The 17,681-nt window shown below is 37.8% G+C and carries 21 protein-coding genes; 5 read left to right on the top strand and 16 right to left on the bottom strand.

Features of this window, described 5'->3' with window-relative positions; all coding sequences use genetic code 11:
* The first annotated feature begins 24 nt into the window (after nucleotides 1-24).
* Nucleotides 25-1,176, top strand: a complete 1,152-nt coding sequence (locus H0184_RS19040; protein ID WP_221827605.1) for a glycoside hydrolase family 18 protein — start codon at nucleotides 25-27, stop codon at nucleotides 1,174-1,176.
* Between the two features lie 41 nt (nucleotides 1,177-1,217).
* Here the strand turns inward: H0184_RS19040 and trhO are convergent, their stop codons facing one another.
* From trhO to H0184_RS19025, 3 genes are all read right to left on the bottom strand, one after another.
* Nucleotides 1,218-2,165 (bottom strand): oxygen-dependent tRNA uridine(34) hydroxylase TrhO, encoded by a 948-nt coding sequence (trhO, locus tag H0184_RS19035; protein ID WP_221827604.1) that lies wholly within the window; start codon nucleotides 2,163-2,165, stop codon nucleotides 1,218-1,220.
* A 145-nt stretch (nucleotides 2,166-2,310) separates the two neighbouring features.
* Entirely contained in the window at nucleotides 2,311-3,090 is a 780-nt protein-coding gene (locus H0184_RS19030; protein WP_221827603.1) for a DODA-type extradiol aromatic ring-opening family dioxygenase, read from the bottom strand.
* Nucleotides 3,091-3,109: 19 nt separating this feature from the next.
* Nucleotides 3,110-3,529, bottom strand: coding sequence for a DoxX family protein (locus H0184_RS19025; RefSeq protein ID WP_260631671.1), 420 nt, complete (start codon nucleotides 3,527-3,529; stop codon nucleotides 3,110-3,112).
* Between the two features lie 219 nt (nucleotides 3,530-3,748).
* On the opposite strand from H0184_RS19025, the gene H0184_RS19020 reads away from it, so the two are divergent.
* The gene (locus tag H0184_RS19020) at nucleotides 3,749-4,282 is read left to right on the top strand and encodes a helix-turn-helix domain-containing protein (protein WP_221827709.1); all 534 of its coding nucleotides are present in this window, start codon (nucleotides 3,749-3,751) and stop codon (nucleotides 4,280-4,282) included.
* Nucleotides 4,283-4,373: 91 nt separating this feature from the next.
* On the opposite strand, the gene H0184_RS19015 is transcribed toward H0184_RS19020, so the two are convergent.
* The 5 genes from H0184_RS19015 to H0184_RS18995 form a co-directional block, all read right to left on the bottom strand.
* On the bottom strand, nucleotides 4,374-4,766 hold the full coding sequence (locus H0184_RS19015; protein WP_221827602.1) for an acyl-CoA thioesterase: 393 nt from the start codon (nucleotides 4,764-4,766) through the stop codon (nucleotides 4,374-4,376).
* Nucleotides 4,767-4,810: 44 nt separating this feature from the next.
* Entirely contained in the window at nucleotides 4,811-5,749 is a 939-nt protein-coding gene (locus H0184_RS19010) for an MBL fold metallo-hydrolase (protein ID WP_221827601.1), read from the bottom strand.
* An 87-nt stretch (nucleotides 5,750-5,836) separates the two neighbouring features.
* Nucleotides 5,837-6,991, bottom strand: a complete 1,155-nt coding sequence (locus H0184_RS19005; RefSeq protein WP_221827600.1) for a thiolase family protein — start codon at nucleotides 6,989-6,991, stop codon at nucleotides 5,837-5,839.
* Nucleotides 6,992-7,036: 45 nt separating this feature from the next.
* Nucleotides 7,037-7,804 carry a 3-hydroxyacyl-CoA dehydrogenase gene (locus H0184_RS19000; protein WP_221827599.1) on the bottom strand — a complete coding sequence of 256 codons (768 nt, stop codon included), beginning with the start codon at nucleotides 7,802-7,804 and terminating at the stop codon, nucleotides 7,037-7,039.
* A gap of 14 nt (nucleotides 7,805-7,818) precedes the next feature.
* Nucleotides 7,819-8,961 carry a CaiB/BaiF CoA transferase family protein gene (locus H0184_RS18995; protein WP_221827598.1) on the bottom strand — a complete coding sequence of 381 codons (1,143 nt, stop codon included), beginning with the start codon at nucleotides 8,959-8,961 and terminating at the stop codon, nucleotides 7,819-7,821.
* A gap of 229 nt (nucleotides 8,962-9,190) precedes the next feature.
* Between H0184_RS18995 and H0184_RS18990 the strand changes: the two genes are divergently transcribed.
* Nucleotides 9,191-9,778, top strand: coding sequence for a TetR/AcrR family transcriptional regulator (locus tag H0184_RS18990; RefSeq protein ID WP_221827597.1), 588 nt, complete (start codon nucleotides 9,191-9,193; stop codon nucleotides 9,776-9,778).
* A gap of 358 nt (nucleotides 9,779-10,136) precedes the next feature.
* Here H0184_RS18990 and H0184_RS18985 read toward each other — a convergent pair whose 3' ends face one another.
* The gene (locus H0184_RS18985) at nucleotides 10,137-10,385 is read right to left on the bottom strand and encodes a hypothetical protein (protein WP_221827596.1); all 249 of its coding nucleotides are present in this window, start codon (nucleotides 10,383-10,385) and stop codon (nucleotides 10,137-10,139) included.
* A gap of 140 nt (nucleotides 10,386-10,525) precedes the next feature.
* On the opposite strand from H0184_RS18985, the gene H0184_RS18980 reads away from it, so the two are divergent.
* Both H0184_RS18980 and H0184_RS18975 read left to right on the top strand, forming a co-directional pair.
* On the top strand, nucleotides 10,526-11,893 hold the full coding sequence (locus H0184_RS18980) for an aldehyde dehydrogenase (protein WP_221827595.1): 1,368 nt from the start codon (nucleotides 10,526-10,528) through the stop codon (nucleotides 11,891-11,893).
* Between the two features lie 190 nt (nucleotides 11,894-12,083).
* Nucleotides 12,084-12,497 (top strand): hypothetical protein, encoded by a 414-nt coding sequence (locus H0184_RS18975; RefSeq protein WP_221827594.1) that lies wholly within the window; start codon nucleotides 12,084-12,086, stop codon nucleotides 12,495-12,497.
* 41 nt (nucleotides 12,498-12,538) lie between these two features.
* Here the strand turns inward: H0184_RS18975 and H0184_RS18970 are convergent, their stop codons facing one another.
* The 7 genes from H0184_RS18970 to H0184_RS18940 all read right to left on the bottom strand — a co-directional run bounded on the left by H0184_RS18970 (nucleotide 12,539) and on the right by H0184_RS18940 (nucleotide 17,614).
* Nucleotides 12,539-12,805 carry a DUF1292 domain-containing protein gene (locus tag H0184_RS18970; RefSeq protein ID WP_221827593.1) on the bottom strand — a complete coding sequence of 89 codons (267 nt, stop codon included), beginning with the start codon at nucleotides 12,803-12,805 and terminating at the stop codon, nucleotides 12,539-12,541.
* Between the two features lie 84 nt (nucleotides 12,806-12,889).
* Complete coding sequence (locus H0184_RS18965) at nucleotides 12,890-13,414, bottom strand: type 1 glutamine amidotransferase domain-containing protein (protein WP_221827708.1); 525 nt, start codon at nucleotides 13,412-13,414, stop codon at nucleotides 12,890-12,892.
* Between the two features lie 95 nt (nucleotides 13,415-13,509).
* A complete protein-coding gene (locus H0184_RS18960) occupies nucleotides 13,510-14,907 on the bottom strand; it encodes a nucleoside recognition domain-containing protein (RefSeq protein WP_221827707.1) in 1,398 nt (465 codons plus the stop codon).
* The gene (locus H0184_RS18955) at nucleotides 14,880-15,575 is read right to left on the bottom strand and encodes a FeoB small GTPase domain-containing protein (RefSeq protein WP_221827592.1); all 696 of its coding nucleotides are present in this window, start codon (nucleotides 15,573-15,575) and stop codon (nucleotides 14,880-14,882) included. Before H0184_RS18955 ends, H0184_RS18960 begins: the two co-directional genes overlap by 28 nt.
* Nucleotides 15,565-15,819 (bottom strand): FeoA family protein, encoded by a 255-nt coding sequence (locus H0184_RS18950; protein WP_221827591.1) that lies wholly within the window; start codon nucleotides 15,817-15,819, stop codon nucleotides 15,565-15,567. The genes H0184_RS18955 and H0184_RS18950 overlap by 11 nt, the downstream gene beginning before the upstream one ends.
* A gap of 143 nt (nucleotides 15,820-15,962) precedes the next feature.
* Nucleotides 15,963-16,817 (bottom strand): DUF3307 domain-containing protein, encoded by an 855-nt coding sequence (locus tag H0184_RS18945; RefSeq protein ID WP_221827590.1) that lies wholly within the window; start codon nucleotides 16,815-16,817, stop codon nucleotides 15,963-15,965.
* Nucleotides 16,818-16,840: 23 nt separating this feature from the next.
* Nucleotides 16,841-17,614, bottom strand: coding sequence for a hypothetical protein (locus tag H0184_RS18940; RefSeq protein WP_221827589.1), 774 nt, complete (start codon nucleotides 17,612-17,614; stop codon nucleotides 16,841-16,843).
* Nucleotides 17,615-17,681 lie beyond the last annotated feature (67 nt).

Raw genomic sequence — 17,681 nt, 5'->3', positions numbered from 1 at the left:
AGAATAATAGGGAGGAATACATCTATGAATAAACGCAATATCCTCCTAGCCCTGGTAATCCTATTTACCTTTACAGGGGGAATTTTCACAGGAGTGTTATATTCCAAAAATAATACAGATCAAGCGTCAAAACCGCTCACAATAGAAGAAGCCTCAGAATCTACAAAAAGTCTTAAAGAAAAAGGGATCCCCGAGGAAGATATAGAGGAATCCAAAGTGTTATTAGGGTATGTTCAGGATTTTCGTGACCCGAATGTCGTCGATTATTCGAAGCTGACACATGTTATTTTCTCGTTTGCCCATCCGACATCAGATGGGGGTATTTTGCTTAATGGAGATTCAGCCATTAATAATTTACGTACGATGGTGAAAAAAGCTGAGAAACACAATACAAAAGTAATTTTGGCCGTCGGCGGCTGGTTTCATATAAATGGCGGGGAATCATATGAGCCATTTAAAGCTGCTATCAGCAATCCTGACTCTCGAACAAAACTAGTAAATGAGTTAACCGGGATTGTAGAACGTGAGAAACTCGATGGGATTGATATAGATTTTGAACACCCGCGCTCAAAAGCAGACGCAGCGAATTTAGCGGCTTTTGCAAAAGAACTAAGCAATCAGCTTCATCCCAAAGGCAAAGAACTATCAATTGCTGTCTATGCTAAAATTCATGCGGTGACAGGCACTGAAATGGGATTCGTTGTTTATGAACCATCTACATTTCAGCATGTTGACCATGTAAATATCATGGCTTATGACGGTCAGTGGGATGGCGGTTACAATGCGGCCAATTTATCTCCCTATCCATTTACGGAGAAAATTGTAAACTACTGGGCAAATCTGTTTGATCAGAAGAAGCTTCCAAAGGAAAAGCTAGTTTTAGGTGTTCCTTTTTACGCACAGCCTGAAGACCCAGAAATTAAACAGGTTTCCTATGCTGCCATTATCAACGAAAATCCGGCAAATGCAGTAAGTGATACCGTTAGTATGAACGGAACCATCTACCATTATAATGGAGTTAAAACGATTCAGAAGAAAACCAATTTAGCACTAGATAACGGCTTTGGCGGTATGATGTTGTGGGAGGCTGGTCATGATAGCACAGGCGACCACAGTTTAACTGCAACCATTTTCAAAGAACTTTCTAAATCAAGTGATATACTCGCAAAGAAATAGCAAAAGGCTGCACACTCTATCTTGAGTATGCAGCCTTTCTTTTATGATTTTAGATTCATCAATCTTTCATTTACTTCCTCTTTTGTTAATCCGTGCTGCGCAACATAGCGGTTGCGTGGATGTGTTCTGCATTCATGAGAACAGCTGCGCAGGTGGCGGTGTTCATTTTCCTCAGAACAAAGAATCTTTTTGTTACACTCAGGGTTGGCGCAGTTGACGTAACGCTCACAAGGCTCGCCAGTGAAATAATCCTTGCCGACAACCACATGCTCTTTTTGATTGACTGGAACGGCAATGCGCTCGTCAAATACATAAAGCTGTCCATCCCATAATTCACCCTGTACTTCAGGGTCTTTTCCATACGTTACGATTCCGCCTTCTAATTGTGATACATCTTCAAAGCCTTCATTTAGTAGCCATCCAGAAAACTTTTCACAACGAATGCCGCCCGTACAATAAGTAAGAATTTTTTTGCCTTCGAATTCTTGCTTATTTTCTCTGATCCAATCTGGAAGATCACGGAAATTCAAAATATCCGGGCGGACAGCGCCTCTAAAATGACCTAAATCATATTCATAGTCATTTCGAGCATCAATGACCACAGTATCTTCTCTTTGCATGGCTTCGAAAAACTCTTTTGGTTTTAGATGCTTTCCTGTTGTAACATGGGGATCAACATCGTCTTCTAGGCGTAATGTCACAAGCTCTGGGCGGAGACGAACACGCATTTTTTTGAAAGCATGCTCAGTTGCTTCATCAATCTTAAAGATCGTACCAGCAAAAAGCGGGTGCTCATCCATCCATTTCATATACGCGTCGGTTTGTTCCGGTGTACCTGACACAGTACCGTTAATACCTTCAGCAGCGATGATAATTCTACCTTTTAATCCTAACTCATTACAGAACTGAAGATGCTCTTGCTGTGCTTCTTCCGGATTCTCTATCGTGACATATTTATAATATAATAAAACTCTAAATTCTTGATTCATATTTACCACCTTATTAACTTTTATACATTCTTTATATTATTAACCGAATTATTATATCAAAAACATACATGTTTTTCAATTGATAAGAATTATTCTAACTTACGAAAAATAACACTAACCCTGAGTTAGTGTTATTTTTAATCAATCATCCAAATTGCCACACGCTGTGACTTAGATTCCCATATCGGAAGCTGCGATGTAGTAATTTCGCTTTCTGGCTGTCATCTGCTGCACCCATGGCGTAAAAAATCGGAACAAAATGTTCATTTCCATATGGAGGTACAGCATATTGGGCATTGGGAGCGAGTGAATGGTGCTTAAATAATGAATTCGTATCCCACGTGTGGAGATGGTGGGCTAACCAATCATCAAATTCTAATGCCCATTGATCAATTTTTCCGTTGTCTGCAAAATTTACGGCTCTTAAGTTATGCACTGTTCCTCCGCTGCCAATGACTAAAACATCTTTAGCACGTAGTGCTGACAGAGACTTTCCAATTTTATACTGTTCTTCCGGAGTAAGAGCAGGATTAACCGACATCGCAATGACAGGAACATCAGCATTTGGGTACAGTAAGCGAAGCACTACCCACGCACCATGATCCAAGCCTCGTTTCGTTTCTACATCATAAGGAATACCATTTTCTTTGAATACATCAATGATTTCATTAGAGATTTCCTGTGAACCTATAGCTGGATATTTAATGGTATATAATTTTGGATCGAATCCACCAAAATCATAAATGGTATCATACTGGTCTACTTGGCTTACTTTCTGAGCTCTAGACTCCCAATGGGCAGAAAATAAAACGATTGCCTTTGGTCGTTGTAATGAATGTCCTAATTGACTTAAAAATTGAGTATACTCATTGTTTTCAACCGCAAGCAATGGTGCACCATGAGCAATAAACAGTGATGGCATCATTGAATTTATCCCTCCTGTATTATAGTGATTGTGTCTCGTTTCTTTGACCTTTAAATAGCACTTTATCTAAAGCGAACATTTTACTGTCGTTAATCACAATAAATAATGCCATTGCTAGTAAGGCTAAATCTAATTCCCAGCCAGCACCTTGACCATTTCCTAAAAAGCCTCCAGCTAATTTCACTTTCACCGTTGCTCCGAGCATTAATAGCACAAACAATCCTGATATGATTCTGCTTCCTAAACCTACAACTAAAGCAAGACCTCCAACCATTTCTATCACTGCAACACCATAAGCAAGAACTCCTGGTAAACCGATGGAATCAAACCAGCCCACGGTATTTTCAATCCCGCCTTGGAATTTCACCAATCCATGCACAAAAAACGTAACCCCTAATACTAAACGTAAAATCAAGGTACTTACTTCTATCTTCTTCATAATTTACCTCTCCCTTAATATATTTTTTTTATTAACCATTAGGTATCCTAATAGTTAATAAAAATTCATATCGGTAAACATAAACCCCAAAAAATAAAATGTTTATCGATATGAACATTTGTTGTTTATAGGATAACAGTGGTTCTTGTGGATTGTCAATTAATTTTTTGCTAATATATAAATATGTTCTATATTAGGAAACCATAAAGGGTGATCAAACTGGATATTGGCGCAAAAATTCGTGCAATTAGAAATCGAAAAAAAATCACAATAGCCCAAATGTGTGAAGGGACTGGACTTTCAAAAGGATTTATTAGCAATGTAGAAAACAATAACACCTCGCCATCCATTAATACGCTTCAAACTATTGCTAGTTATTTAGAGGTTCCATTACCTTACTTATTATTAGAAAAAAAACAGCATTTACGTGTAGTCAAAAAAGATGCCAGAACAACCACTACTTTTAATCAGTTAAAAATTGAGCATATTTCTTCAATGGGTGGTTTGAGTTTAAGAAGTGTGGAGTTTCCTCCAGGTGCCTCAATTGGAGACGCCCATGCACATGAAGGGGAAGAATGTCACTTGGTGCTTGAAGGGAAGGTTTTGGCAGAGCAAGGGGAAGATTCTGTTATCTTAGAAGAAGGAGATTCCTTCAGCTGGAATGCAAGTGTTCCTCATACTGTGAAAAATGTCGGGGATTGTAAAGCAGTTGTTTTAATAGCTGTTTATTCTAATACTGAGTTTAGGAATTAAATAGTTAAAGTCTTTCTACGGTATAAATAATTAATGTATTTAAACAGAGCATTTATTTCATACAAAAATGCTCTGTTTCACTGTTAAAAGGTTATCTAAAATACTGAGCGATTTGATTAATAACTCTTATACCTTTTCGTAATACCGTATCAAACATGACCATTGTAACTTTGGCATCTGATATATGTTCATCAAATTGATTATATATATCCTGTTTTAATACAAAACTTGTATTCCCCAAATATTCTGGAGTGGTAATAATTTTCAAATGATCTCCTAGTTTTGCTTCCTTTAGATACAAAACCTCCATTTTTAAGACAACCGTTCCCATACCCATTTCTTGAAAGTCATGTAGAGTGATCCCGCATTTTCCATACCAATCTACTCGGGCATCCTCCAAAAATTTAACGTATCTACAATTATTCACATGTCCTAATTGGTCAATATCTTCTATATGTGTTTGAAGTGTAAAAATAGTTTCCAATACTATCCTCCTTTCAAAACGATGAACCACCGCAAAATATTAAATTATATAGATTCGTAATACCAAGTACCATCCTGAAGAAATTTTTCACATTGTTTGTTTAAATATAAATACTCCAAATGAGCAAGTGTTTCTCCAACCGCAAAGCGAGTTTCATGGATATTCAAATTTCGAAACAACTGTTGATTTACTTGATAGATAGTTGCTGGTCGTTTAATAGAATTATACGTCTCTTCTAATCTTTCAAGATGGTGTGCCAATAATTCTTCAATTCTTTGATTGGCATTTCTAAATGGCTTCCCGTGAGAAGGTATCACATTTTCAACATCCAAAGATTTAATTTTTTCCAAAGACGTTATAAAGGATTGTAATGGATTCCTATTACCACGGAACCAGTATGAAATATTGGGTGAAATTCTTGGCAGAATATGATCAGTTGAAAATAAAATACTTTTTTCTTGATTATATAAAGTGATTAACCCATCAGAATGTCCCGGTGTAAAAATAACCTCATATTCGTATTTTCCGAATACGAGTTTCATTCCTTTCTCCAGGAAGTGTTGAACTGTCGGATACGGCTTTACTTGCGGGTTAAACCCCTGTTCATCCGTCGTTAAAACCTGAGATAAATTATCAGGAAGCCCGCATGAATCATAGTTCTCATTTACAATTTCTAAAGAATCTATCTCCCAATATGATAACCCTGCCTCAGCATCTATTTCTGTCATCCATACCTCTGCATTTGTGAGCTGTTGAAGTGTACCGGCATATCCAAAATGATCAGGATGATAATGAGTTATAATGATGTCCTTTATTTCATGCTTTTCTATAATGGGTCTCCATATGTCCCTAGATACTTGATTATTTAATCCCGTATCGATAATCGTCCATCCGTTTGTGCCTTGTGCTAAAAAGCAATTTACATGATTTAAGCGAAAAGGCAGCGGGACAGTTACTTGTTTAACCCCTATTTCATTTAACAAAACCCCTACTCCTCTCTCCTATTTCCTATTTATGTTTAAAGAGAAATAAGCAACAAAATGTTTCTTTTGCTGCTCATTCCCCCTAAATTATTCGCTGATTCTTTCGATAATGGTACCGTTAGCCATTCCTCCGCCTTCACAAATGGCTTGGAGACCATAGCGGCCGCCTGTTCTTTCTAGTTCATGCATCATCGAGATCATCAATTTTGCACCGGTTGCACCTAGCGGATGGCCTAGAGCAATAGCTCCTCCATTTGGATTCAATTTCTTCGGGTCAGCTTTAATTTCTTCTAACCAGCACATCGGCACCGGAGCGAATGCCTCGTTTACTTCATACGTATCCATATCATCAATAGTCAGCCCTGCTTTGGCTAACACCTGTCGAGTTGCTTCGATTGGACCTGTCAGCATTAATGTTGGATCAGAGCCTACTACAGAACGTGCCACAATACGGAATCGCGGTTTAAGCCCTAACTCCTCCGCTTTTTCACGTGACATCAAAAGAACAGCTGCAGCACCATCGCTCATTTGACTGGCATTTCCTGCATGGATTTTCCCATCTTCCTTAAAGACTGTTTTTAACGCAGCCAATTTTTCAATGGTAGATCCTTTCCGAGGGCCTTCATCCTGTTTCACCACGACTGTACTTCCATCCTCTAACGTTACTTCTAATGGCATAATTTCTCTGTCAAATCTGCCCTCTTCCTGTGCTTTTAGTGCACGATTATGGCTTTCAATAGAGAATTCATCTAATTGAGTACGTGTAAATCCCCATTGATCAGCAATACGTTCTGCTGATAAGCCTTGATGTATCATTTCATATTTAGAAGTAAGTGTTTCATTCCATTCTGACTTCTGACGTGTTGAGCCTAAAGGCACACGTGTCATGCTTTCCACACCGCCTGCAATGACAATATCCATATCACCACTGAGAATAGCTTGGGAAGCAAAATGAATGGCTTGCTGACCAGAACCGCATTGACGGTCTAGAGTTGTTCCTGGTACATGAATTGGGAAATCTGCCATTAAGGCTGCCGTTCGTGCAATATTTAGACCTTGTTCTTCTACCTGTGAGACACAGCCCATGATAATGTCCTCGACGATTCCTGGAGAAATCCCGGCACGATTCACTAATTCTTTTAAAACTTTTGCAGCCAGCTCGTCTGGACGGACTGAACTGAGCAGACCTTTTCTTTTTCCAACCGGTGTACGAACTCCCTCAACAATAACAACTTCGCGCATTTTATCTTCCTCCAATTTGGATTTAATTTTTAAAAGAGTAATGATTTATCTTGGCGCCATCCGAATGGCCCCATCAAGTCGAATTGTTTCTCCATTAAGCATGACATTCTCGATAATGGACTGTGTTAGTTGTGCATATTCCGAAGGACGCCCTAGTCTTGATGGAAAAGGAACCTGCGATTCTAAGGCAGCTTTGGCCTGCTCTGACAAGGAACCAAAAAGTGGTGTTTCAATTAAACCTGGTGCTATGGTCATAACTCTTATACCTGATTTCGCCAAATCACGTGCGATTGGAAGCGTCATTCCTACGACCCCGCCTTTGGAAGCACTGTATGCAGCCTGACCGATTTGACCATCAAATGCGGCAACAGATGCGGTATTAATGATGACGCCTCTTTCACCTTCTTGATTTGGCTGATTATTTACCATATGGGCAGCAGCCAGGCGAATAACATTAAATGTACCTAATAAATTGATTTCTACTACTTTTTTAAAATTATCAAAACTATGTGCTTGATTTCTGCTTACCGTTTTTTCCGCGGCAGCAATGCCAGCACAATTTACCACCGTATTAATGCTGCCGAATTGAGCAATCGCAGCATCGATAGCATGTTGTACATCTTCCTCACTTGTTACATTTGTTTTAATAAAAACTGCATTTTCCCCTAACTCTGCTGCTAACGCTGAGCCTCTTTCTTCAGAGAGGTCAAGAATGGCTGCCTTACCGCCGTTTTTAACAATGTTTCTCACTGTTGCTTCTCCAAGTCCTGAAGCACCACCTGTTACCAAAGCAATAGAATCTTGTATTCTCATACCCTTTCCCCTTTCTACTTTTGAATACCTAGTTCTTTCAAAATTTCATTTGTATGTTCTCCAAGACCGGGTGCATGCCGTCTAGTTGTAACAGTTGAATTTGATAGTTTTATAGGATTTCCTATTTGTTTCATTACTCCCATTTCTGGGTGTGTGATGGTTTCAATCATTTGACGATGTTTAATTTGTGGATGATCTGTTAGTTCTTCTGGAGTTAAAACTGGGGAAACACAGGCATCAATACCTGCGAATAGCTCAAGCCATTCTGTTAATGTATTTTGTTGGATAACTGCTTGAACTTCCTGCTTGATTAAGCGCTGCTGTTCTAGGGGTGCATCTAGCTGGTCTATTAGCTCTGCCTTACCAATGACATGGCAAAAATTTTTCCAAAACTTATATTCAAGAGCGCCGACGGATATAAAACGATCATCTTTTGTTCTATAAATCTCATAACATGCTTTCCCGCCGTTTAAAGTTAGTTCTCCGCGATTTGGCATTTCGCCGGAAGTCCAGTAGTTTGGCAAGATTGTATGCATCCAGGAGAGCGTACCATCTAGCATGGAAATGTCTACAAATTGACCGCTGTTAGATTTTTTTGCGTCAATAATGGCTAGTAAAATACCGACTGCTGCCATCAATGCTCCTCCTCCAATATCACCTATTTGAACGGATGGTATGAGCGGTTTTTCACTTGGAGCTCCTTGTAAATGCAGCTGCCCCGAATAGCTTAAGAAATTCAAATCGTGTCCTGCCTCTTTTGCATATGGTCCAGTTTGACCATAACCAGTTATTGCACAGTAAATTAGTTTTGGATTATGTACCTTTAACTGCTCATATCCAAGTCCAAGCCGTTCCATAACTCCGGGCCGATATGATTCTATCAGGACATCAGCTGTTTTCATTAATGTTATAAACGCCTCTTTATCCTTCTCATCTTTAAGGTCAAGGGTAATGCTGCGTTTATTGCGATTTAATGAGATAAACATAGCACTTTGATCATCGTTTACCCTTGGTTCGTACCAGCGGGCATAATCCCCGCTCTTAGGGTCTTCCACCTTTATTACATCTGCTCCATAATCAGCTAGTAACAAAGAACAATAGGGCCCAGGAAGAAGCCTTGTGAGGTCAAGGACACGTATACCTTCAAGAGGTAACAAACTATCATCTCCTTATTAACAAAATACCTTCATGACAACGTTTACATCTCTATTTTAAATAATAACAATTTTCTTAAAATTTTACAATTGATTTATTTTTTGAACGTATGTTTAAAATTATTTGATTTTTAAAAATAGCTGTCCTATATTTAAACAAAGGATTATAAATAAGCTGACAGTTCGAAATATATATACAGATTGAAATTTCGGTAAGTTAGGAGGTTACGTTATGTCTTCTTTTAGAGCACAGAAAATGGCGAAAAAAAAGCAGGAAATTCTTCGTTCTGCTGCAGCTGTTCTTGTTGAAAAAGGGTACCAAGGAACGACGATGGAAGAAATCGCGGCCAAACTTCTTATGACAAAGGGATCGATGTATTATTATTTTAAAAATAAAGATGACCTTCTGTATCAATGTCATTTAATGATCATGGAAATCTGTCTGGATGGAATAGAGAAAGTGATTGAAAGTGATCGTAATCCAATTGATAAGCTAAGAAGTGCAATTAAAGAGCATATTCTACTTGCTACAAGTGAGAAATCAATGTTCATGGCACTTTCAAAGCCCAACCTTAATTTTTCAGAAGAACAGCTTCAAGAAGTTCTCGAATTAAGAAAGAGTTACTCTCAGTATTTTGATAGAATCATTCAAGAAGGCATAGATAAACAGGTTTTCGATAGAGTCGAGGTAAAGATGGTACGTTTAATTATTTTAGGTTCACTTAACTGGATTCAAGAATGGTATGACCAAAATGGACCACAAAGTGCAGAGGAAATTTCTGATGCTTATGCTGATTATTTATTAAAAATGGTAATGTAGGTGAAGAGGAATTTGACCCGAATGACTTAATATTTGTTAATCAAAATTTTGGGTCACTCCAGCCTGCCTGCATTCACCCAAATGCTTTTTCATTATGCTCTTCGGTCACTCCAGCCTGCTTGCATTGACCCAAATGCTTTTGCTTCATGCTCTTCGGTCACTCCAGCCTGCCTGCATTTACCCAAATCATTTTTCATTATGCTCTTCGGTCATTCCAGCCTGCTTGCATTGACCCAAATGCTTTTGATTCATGCTCTTCGGTCACTCCAGCCTGCTTGCATTCACCCAAATGCTTTTATTCATGCTCTTTGGTCACTCCAAAAATAAACCCTCCTTTTATAGAAGGAGGGTTTACTCGTCATCCGATTTTTTCTTCATTGTCTGTATTTAATAGCACTCTTTTATTAGTAGTAATCTGGGTAAGGTTGGATCTCTTTAATAAATAATTTAAATGATCAAGCGGCATAGAACCATACCCTTTTCCATCTTCTAGTATAAATTGAACCGTAATCCCATTGTTAGTTGTGACCGTCAACGACTCAGCTGAGTTAAAATTCCCTTTAATACTTTGAGAAATTTGATATTTCATTCCTGTTTCAATTTGCATTGGATGTCTCCTTCTGTGGTATTTAGACATAGTATTCTCCGATTATGTTTATTCATACAAAAATATTCCATTTAGCTTCGTTCAAATCTGGTTATAAAAAAAAGATATGATAGAATAACCTTATCTGAGGAGGTGTGAGTATGGAAGGTTTTAGTCATTTATTGAAGGTCCAGCGTGATTTCTTTCAGTCTGGAAAAACAAAAGATGTTTCTTTTAGAATTGAAGCATTAACATCCTTAGGGAACATGATTCGCTCACATGAAACCGAAATAATGGAGGCGCTTAAAAAGGATTTGAATAAGAGTGATTTTGACTCTTATATTAGTGAAATGGGAATATTACTTGAGGAAATCCGTTTTACTCTAAAACATATAAGAGATTGGACACAGCCGAGAAAAGTAAAGACAGCAATGACGCAAATAGGATCAAAGGGCTATATTTATTCTGAACCATATGGGATAGCATTGATTATCTCTCCATGGAATTATCCTTTACAGTTAGCCATTGCTCCTTTGATTGGTGCGATTGCTGCGGGGAATTGTGCGGTACTTAAACCCTCTGAACTAACACCAGCAACGTCTAGGCTCATGGCAGATCTTATTAATAAAACCTTTCCACAAGAATTCGTATCCGTCGTCCAAGGTGATGCCGATACTACTCAGCTCTTATTAAAAGAAAAATTTGATTATATCTTTTTCACTGGAAGTGTTGCAGTCGGAAAGGTAATTATGGAAGCGGCAGCAAGAAACTTAACTCCTGTTACACTTGAGCTAGGTGGAAAAAGTCCTTGTATTGTTCATCATGACGCGAATCTTAAATTAGCTGCAAAACGAATAGCATGGGGCAAGTTTATTAATGCGGGTCAAACATGTGTAGCACCTGATTACTTATATGTACACAAAAGCATAAAGGAAGATTTTATTAAAACCTTTATAGAAAGTATCAGTGAGCTATATGAGGATATTGTTAAAAATGGGGAATTTACTAGAATCGTAAGTGAACGTCATTTTAATCGTGTGACGAGTTTACTTTCTAGCGGTGAAGTCCTTCATGGCGGCAATTACTCAAAGGATACTCTGACAATTGAGCCGACTATCCTTGGCGGTGTTACATGGGATGACCCGGTTATGCAGGAGGAAATTTTCGGTCCTGTCCTCCCTGTCCTTGAATACGATGATGAAACTAGCATGATTCATAAAATAAATGAACATCCTAAACCATTGGCGCTTTATATTTTCTCAGAAAGCAAAGAGTTCCAAGATTCCATCTTGAATTCTATTTCTTTTGGCGGCGGCTGCGTAAACGATACCGTCATGCACCTTAGTTCACCCTACCTTCCTTTTGGCGGTGTTGGTGAAAGTGGAATTGGCGCTTACCATGGCAGAGGCAGCTTCGATGTCTTCTCCCATCAGAAAAGTATCTTAAAACAAACGACGACCTTCGATTTGCCATTTCGATACCCAAATCGTAAAGACGCACTAAAACAAATCAAACGATTTATTAAATAACAGCGTATAAATGCCTTCCAGATTATTTTCTGTAAGGCTTTATTTATTTGGTCCACTATCAAGATTGAAACTATCAACAAGCATGAGTAACAAGAACTAGGAAAATTGTCCGGAATTTTTCACAATGTTTGCAGGAATTTGTCGAGAAAGAAAGGAATATATAAATAGTACATAAATAAGGAGGAAAAATATGAAAAAGATAGTAACATTACTTTGTACCAGTTTAATTGTTTTATTGATGTTTGTTGTTCCAGGGAATATAGTTCTTGCACACGAGGGGGACGGTGATTGTGGTTGTGATTCCTTCACTGTACTTGAAGGTTCCGAAAAGAACAAAATTGTAGCAAAATTCTTATCAAGCGAGAATTTTAAGACCTTAAAATTAAACAACTTAAAAAAAGGATATAAGTGGAAGGGGGTAAGTAAAGCAGAAGTTACTAAATTTGTAAAAGACGTTCATGCTGATCCCCTAGACCCAGAAACTCCAGTGATTATTAAAGCTGGTTCTATTGGAGTTGCTGTTCCCTTTTTTACTAGTGATGGAAAATTAGAGGTTTTCTTTTTTCTCAATGGTGAATTTGGTGGTAGCGAGTTATTTGAATAATTAATAAAAAAGCTGGCGTCTGCCAGCTTTTTTTCCTATTCCTATTCCTCATCCATAATCTCATCAAAAGCGGCAGAAACTTTATCAAATTCTTCATCGCTTTCGATTGCTGTTAAGTCTCCGTCTTCGTCCACTTTTAAGAAGAAAATGTCAATGTCGTCTTCCGTTTCTTCTTTAATATCTTCCACAAATCCTACTGCCACATAATTGGTACCTTCTATGTTGATGGAAGCGAGGACTTCAACTTCCTGCTCCTGATCAGTTTCATCACTAATTGTAAATACTTCGCCTACTTCAATATTAGCCACTTTGCATTCTCCCTCTCATTTTAGAATAAACATTTCATTCCATAAGTATCTCTAAAAAAGCTGGAAATAATGCTTAACAATTACTTATTTTTGTTCAATGACTTTAATAAATTCTCTCAGGTAATCCGGTAAATCCGGTGGGCGTCTGCTTGAGACTAGGTGTCCGTCGACTACAACCGGTTCATCATACCAGGTTGCCCCGGCATTCTCCATATCATCCTTAATTCCAGGTGTACTGGTTACCTTCTTACCCTGCAATATTTTCGCAGAAATTAGAACCCATCCCGCATGACATATTTGTCCAATCGGCTTTTTATTTTCTTCGAAATGTTGAAGCAGTGAAAGAACTTCAGGAAAGCGACGAATCTTATCTGGCGCCCACCCTCCTGGAACCAAAATAGCGTCGTACTCTTCTCCATTAATATCACTATAAGAGTAATCCGACTTAGCAGGCACACCATATTTTCCTATGTATTCCTTCTCCGCTTGTTCTCCTGCTAAGTGAACCACAGCACCTTCTTCCCTTAATCTGAGAATTGGATACCATAGCTCAAGATCCTCAAAATCATGATGAACAAGACTAACCACTTTTTTTCCTTCTAAACGCATAATCATTCCCTCCTCCTTCCTGTTATTATGACATAGAAAAATCAAACTAACAAAAAGGACACCACTTTATCTAATCCAAAGTGGTGTCTTTCACCTTACAGCCAACCAAAGAATCGAACAGTTTGGGTAATAATAAGTGGAACAAGAATCGCAATTACAGTTGGAATTAGAAAGGCTAAGAAAGTCCATTTTTTACTTTTTGTTTCTTTATAAATATTTAGAAGCGTGGTGCCGCACGGATAATGTAGAAGTGAAAATAACATCATGTTTAGCGCTGTTAACCACGTCCAGCCATGATCGAGAAAAATTTGCTTTAAATCAACCAAGCTATCCACCTCTGTTAAGGATCCTGTCGAAAGATAACCCATTAAAAGGATGGGAAGGACAATCTCATTCGCTGGCAAGCCCAAAATAAAAGCCATCATAATATAACCATCAAGACCAAGCAATTTTCCAAATGGATCTAAGAACTCCACTGCATACATCAGAATACTGGTATCACCAATAAAAATGTTTGCAAATACCCATGTTAATATCGCTGCCGGTGCTGCAACTTTCACAGCTCGCATTAATACCGACCATGATTTTGTTAACGATGAACGAACCACAGTATCAAAAATCTTAGGTTTCCTGTACGGCGGAAGTTCTAACGTGTAGTGAGTTGGAACTCCTTTTAAAGCTGTTTTTGAAAGGACCCAGGAGACAAAGAAGGTAACTATTATACCAAACATGACAATCCCGACAATTACTCCGGTTGTTACGAGTGATTTAAGTCCGCCTGTAAAATTTGCAGCCATAAATAACGAGGCTAATACAATTAACGTTCCCCAACGCCCATTACAAGGGACAAAATTATTAGTCAATATCGCAAGCATTCGTTCTCTTGGCGATTCGATAATCCTTGTCGAAATAACAGCTGCGGCATTACAACCAAAACCCATAGCCATTGTTAATGATTGCTTACCATGAGCACCTACCCTTTTAAACAGGCGATCCATATTAAAAGCAACACGTGGAAGATAGCCATAATTCTCTAAGAGTGCGAAGGTTGGGAAAAAGATTGCCATCGGTGGAAGCATGACACTAATAACCCACGTTGTACCGCGGTATAATCCGAGAACAAGAACGCCATGTACCCAGTCAGGTGCTTGAATAAAAGTAAAAAAAGCCGATAGATATATTTCCAATGAACCAAAAAATTCAGCTAACATTGACGATGGAATATTTGCTCCCGCGATTGTTAAATAAAACAATACTCCCAACATCGTAAGCATAATCGGAAACCCAAAAATCGGAGAGGTGAAAATTGCGTCGAGCTTTTCAGTCCTAGTGTCCCTTCTAGACTCTGTATACTTAATTCCTTCTCTGCATAGTCGATGGCTTCGCTCATAGAGACGCTGTACAATATCATCTCTCAACTTAGCAGTTGAAAGCTGCTGTGCTTCTGAATAAAGCTGTTGAATACTCACTCTGATCCCTCCTTTTGTCCAAATCGCTTTGAAATCTCATTCAATAATTTTTCATCACCATCAAGCAATCTTAACGAAACCCAACGCGCGGACAACCGATTTCCAATAAGCTCAGAAACCTTTGGTTCAATGTTCTTTATTTGTTCTTCAATATCATCAGGGTAGGTTGTTTGAACAGGTACACATTCTATTGCTCCAGTCACGATACGATCTATTGTATCGAGCAGCATAGGGAACCCTTTTTTGTTTCGAGCCGATATTTTAATCACTGGAACTCCTAATCGATTTGTGAGAATCCGCTCGTTAATGTTAATCCCCTGTTTTTCTGCCACATCAATTAAGTTAATACATATGATTACATTTTTGGTCATTTCTAAAACCTGTAAGGCTAAATTAAAGTTCCGTTCTAATGATGTTGCATCCAGTACAACTACAGTAACATCAGGTTTTTCGAAAACAATATAGTTCCGTGCTACCTCTTCATCATTTGAATTAGAAAAAAGCGAATAAGTACCTGGAAGATCAATCAAATTAAACGTTTTATCTTTATACAGAACATTCCCTTGTGCGAGCGAAACAGTTTTTCCAGCCCAGTTTCCTGTATGCTGTCTTAAACCCGTTAAGGCATTAAATAACGTGCTTTTACCGGTATTTGGGTTTCCCGCTAAGGCCACTCGATAACTATTCCCCATCTGTCATCAACACTCCTTCTATACGAGAGCTTTCCTCTTTTCTTAATGCAATTGTTGTTTGACTGACCCTAAAAGCAATTGGATCACCTAAAGGGCTTTTTCTAATGACCTCGACAATCGCACCTGCAACAAAGCCTAAATCTAACAATCTTCTTCTCATCACACCGTCCAGATTTAAAGAAGTAATCCGAATTAAATTACCCTTTTCTCCATTCACTAGTTTTATTATTTTTGGTATACTCATATATTTTTCCCCTTCGTTAAAATTTTTCCTTCGTGCAACTTTTTCTTAATTATATGATATATTGGCAATCTTGTGTCATTTTTTCAAAAAAAAAATTAGCTGCCTACTATTAGGCAGCTAATCTATATAAATAGTTTTCATTTTTAAGTCAATACTTCCCTTAGAAGTATTCCAAGTGTAATCCCTATAAACATCGATGTCAGCGTACCCAATAGAAAATACTCTGCCCAATTCCGGTCATCCATTTGTTTGAACCGTGCAATTGACTTAGCGGCAACGATAAATCCAATCGCAGGATAAGCACTATAAAAAGTTAACACTAAAACTAGTAATCTTTCAATATATCCAATTAATTTTCCTCTGGAAAGATCATGTTTGCTAAAAATTGTATAGTTGTATTCCTCAGTTAACGCTCGATTACCTGTGTGATTCATCCCATATTGAGCCTCTTGCCGTTCATTTTTAAATGTATACTTCCCTTCAAAGGTTAAAAGCTGATTAGGCAGTGAACCTAAAAGTATTTTTATCATATGCCCGCTTACACTTGTGGCAAGAATTATAATAATAATAGTAAATAAAAATGAATTTACAGTGTCCAATTCTTTCCCGTTTAGAAAAGTACCTATAAGATTAACTCCTAAAAAAAACTGTCCTGCACATAAAATTATTCCAAGATGTATCAGTTGATCAATGATGAAGAAACTTGCTCTTTTTACGTTTTCATCATTGCTTATTTTTAGGGCATCAAGGAGCTTTATTTTAAGAATGTCAATAAAAAAATGGCTGCACACGATAAGGATTAACGGGAAGATGAGAGCCGAATAAATACTCATTGCATTAGAATTCACAAGATAAAAAACTGCTAACACTAGAAGATTCACTAGTAAGTGATGGCTGATATGCTTTTTGATACTTTTCATCTTTTCTAATACCATCTCATCACTCTGCAAATAAAAATCTGCTATGAGATGAGCAAGAATAAGGCATAATACTACCATGGATTTTCCTCTCTATCAGTACATTATTTAATATAATTTATTTTCAACTGGTATCTAATGGATTCCATTAATGATTCACTTTTAGCTTTTTCGAAATTCTCGTTATAAGATTTTTCCTGCAGCGAATCTAGAATGGAAACTATTTCGGTAAAAACTTTTATGATTTCTTCAGATTTCCCTTTTTTATAATGACTTGAGATGGTAGGCGCCGTCTTTCCAAGCAGTTTTGCTGCTGCTTTTTGCTGCTGCAAAATAAGGTAATAGGTAAAAACCTGCTTTTGAATAGGGGTTTGCTCTTTCATCATGCTCATCTGTAAACGTAATAATGAATTAATTAAAATCTCAAATTCATTCCGAAACTGGTTATATGAAAAGGGTGAAATATTTTGATAGAATTGATCTAGTTCCATTTTAAATAGTGGTCTGACCAGTTCTTGTTTTAACAAATCATTCGCATATCTTGCCTGCTTAATTAATGGATGAATCCACTTTTCAATATCGACTTCCTCTAACTCCTTATCACTATCACCAAAAGCCAAACCGAAATAAGGGGTATGGTCACTGTACTTCCAAACTGTGCTAATAAAAAACGCGAGAATATAGGCGGATGAATATCCATAACCGGCAAAGATAATTTCATCACCCGCACGGTGCTTCACTTTACAGTGACCGAAATCTTTCGTCCAAAGGGTTATCCAGCTGACCAGCTCATCCAAGTATTTTGTCAATTTTTCTCCCATATCACCGGAGGAAGAGTTACTTACATCTAGAATAAATATAGAAATAGGATGCTTCATTCTTTACCGCCCTTACAAAATTAGAGTATTTAGTCTAATTTTATTAAAGTTAGAGTAAATAGTCAAA

This window comes from Neobacillus niacini, assembly GCF_019749295.1.
Lineage (GTDB): Bacteria > Bacillota > Bacilli > Bacillales > Cytobacillaceae > Neobacillus > Neobacillus niacini_D.
The sequence above is the reverse complement of the archived record's forward strand: the minus strand, read 5'-3'. Positions and strand labels throughout refer to the sequence as shown.

What these genes read in the sequence shown, in the direction of transcription:
- H0184_RS19040 (WP_221827605.1), top strand. Translation starts at nt 25, where the DNA reads ATGAATAAACGCAATATCCTCCTAGCCCTGGTAATCCTATTTACCTTT.
- trhO (WP_221827604.1), bottom strand. Translation starts at nt 2,165, where the DNA reads ATGAATCAAGAATTTAGAGTTTTATTATATTATAAATATGTCACGATA.
- H0184_RS19030 (WP_221827603.1), bottom strand. Translation starts at nt 3,090, where the DNA reads ATGATGCCATCACTGTTTATTGCTCATGGTGCACCATTGCTTGCGGTT.
- H0184_RS19025 (WP_260631671.1), bottom strand. Translation starts at nt 3,529, where the DNA reads ATGAAGAAGATAGAAGTAAGTACCTTGATTTTACGTTTAGTATTAGGG.
- H0184_RS19005 (WP_221827600.1), bottom strand. Translation starts at nt 6,991, where the DNA reads ATGCGCGAAGTTGTTATTGTTGAGGGAGTTCGTACACCGGTTGGAAAA.
- H0184_RS19000 (WP_221827599.1), bottom strand. Translation starts at nt 7,804, where the DNA reads ATGAGAATACAAGATTCTATTGCTTTGGTAACAGGTGGTGCTTCAGGA.
- H0184_RS18990 (WP_221827597.1), top strand. Translation starts at nt 9,191, where the DNA reads ATGTCTTCTTTTAGAGCACAGAAAATGGCGAAAAAAAAGCAGGAAATT.
- H0184_RS18985 (WP_221827596.1), bottom strand. Translation starts at nt 10,385, where the DNA reads ATGCAAATTGAAACAGGAATGAAATATCAAATTTCTCAAAGTATTAAA.
- H0184_RS18980 (WP_221827595.1), top strand. Translation starts at nt 10,526, where the DNA reads ATGGAAGGTTTTAGTCATTTATTGAAGGTCCAGCGTGATTTCTTTCAG.
- H0184_RS18975 (WP_221827594.1), top strand. Translation starts at nt 12,084, where the DNA reads ATGAAAAAGATAGTAACATTACTTTGTACCAGTTTAATTGTTTTATTG.
- H0184_RS18965 (WP_221827708.1), bottom strand. Translation starts at nt 13,414, where the DNA reads ATGCGTTTAGAAGGAAAAAAAGTGGTTAGTCTTGTTCATCATGATTTT.
- H0184_RS18955 (WP_221827592.1), bottom strand. Translation starts at nt 15,575, where the DNA reads ATGGGGAATAGTTATCGAGTGGCCTTAGCGGGAAACCCAAATACCGGT.
- H0184_RS18950 (WP_221827591.1), bottom strand. Translation starts at nt 15,819, where the DNA reads ATGAGTATACCAAAAATAATAAAACTAGTGAATGGAGAAAAGGGTAAT.
- H0184_RS18945 (WP_221827590.1), bottom strand. Translation starts at nt 16,817, where the DNA reads ATGGTAGTATTATGCCTTATTCTTGCTCATCTCATAGCAGATTTTTAT.
- H0184_RS18940 (WP_221827589.1), bottom strand. Translation starts at nt 17,614, where the DNA reads ATGAAGCATCCTATTTCTATATTTATTCTAGATGTAAGTAACTCTTCC.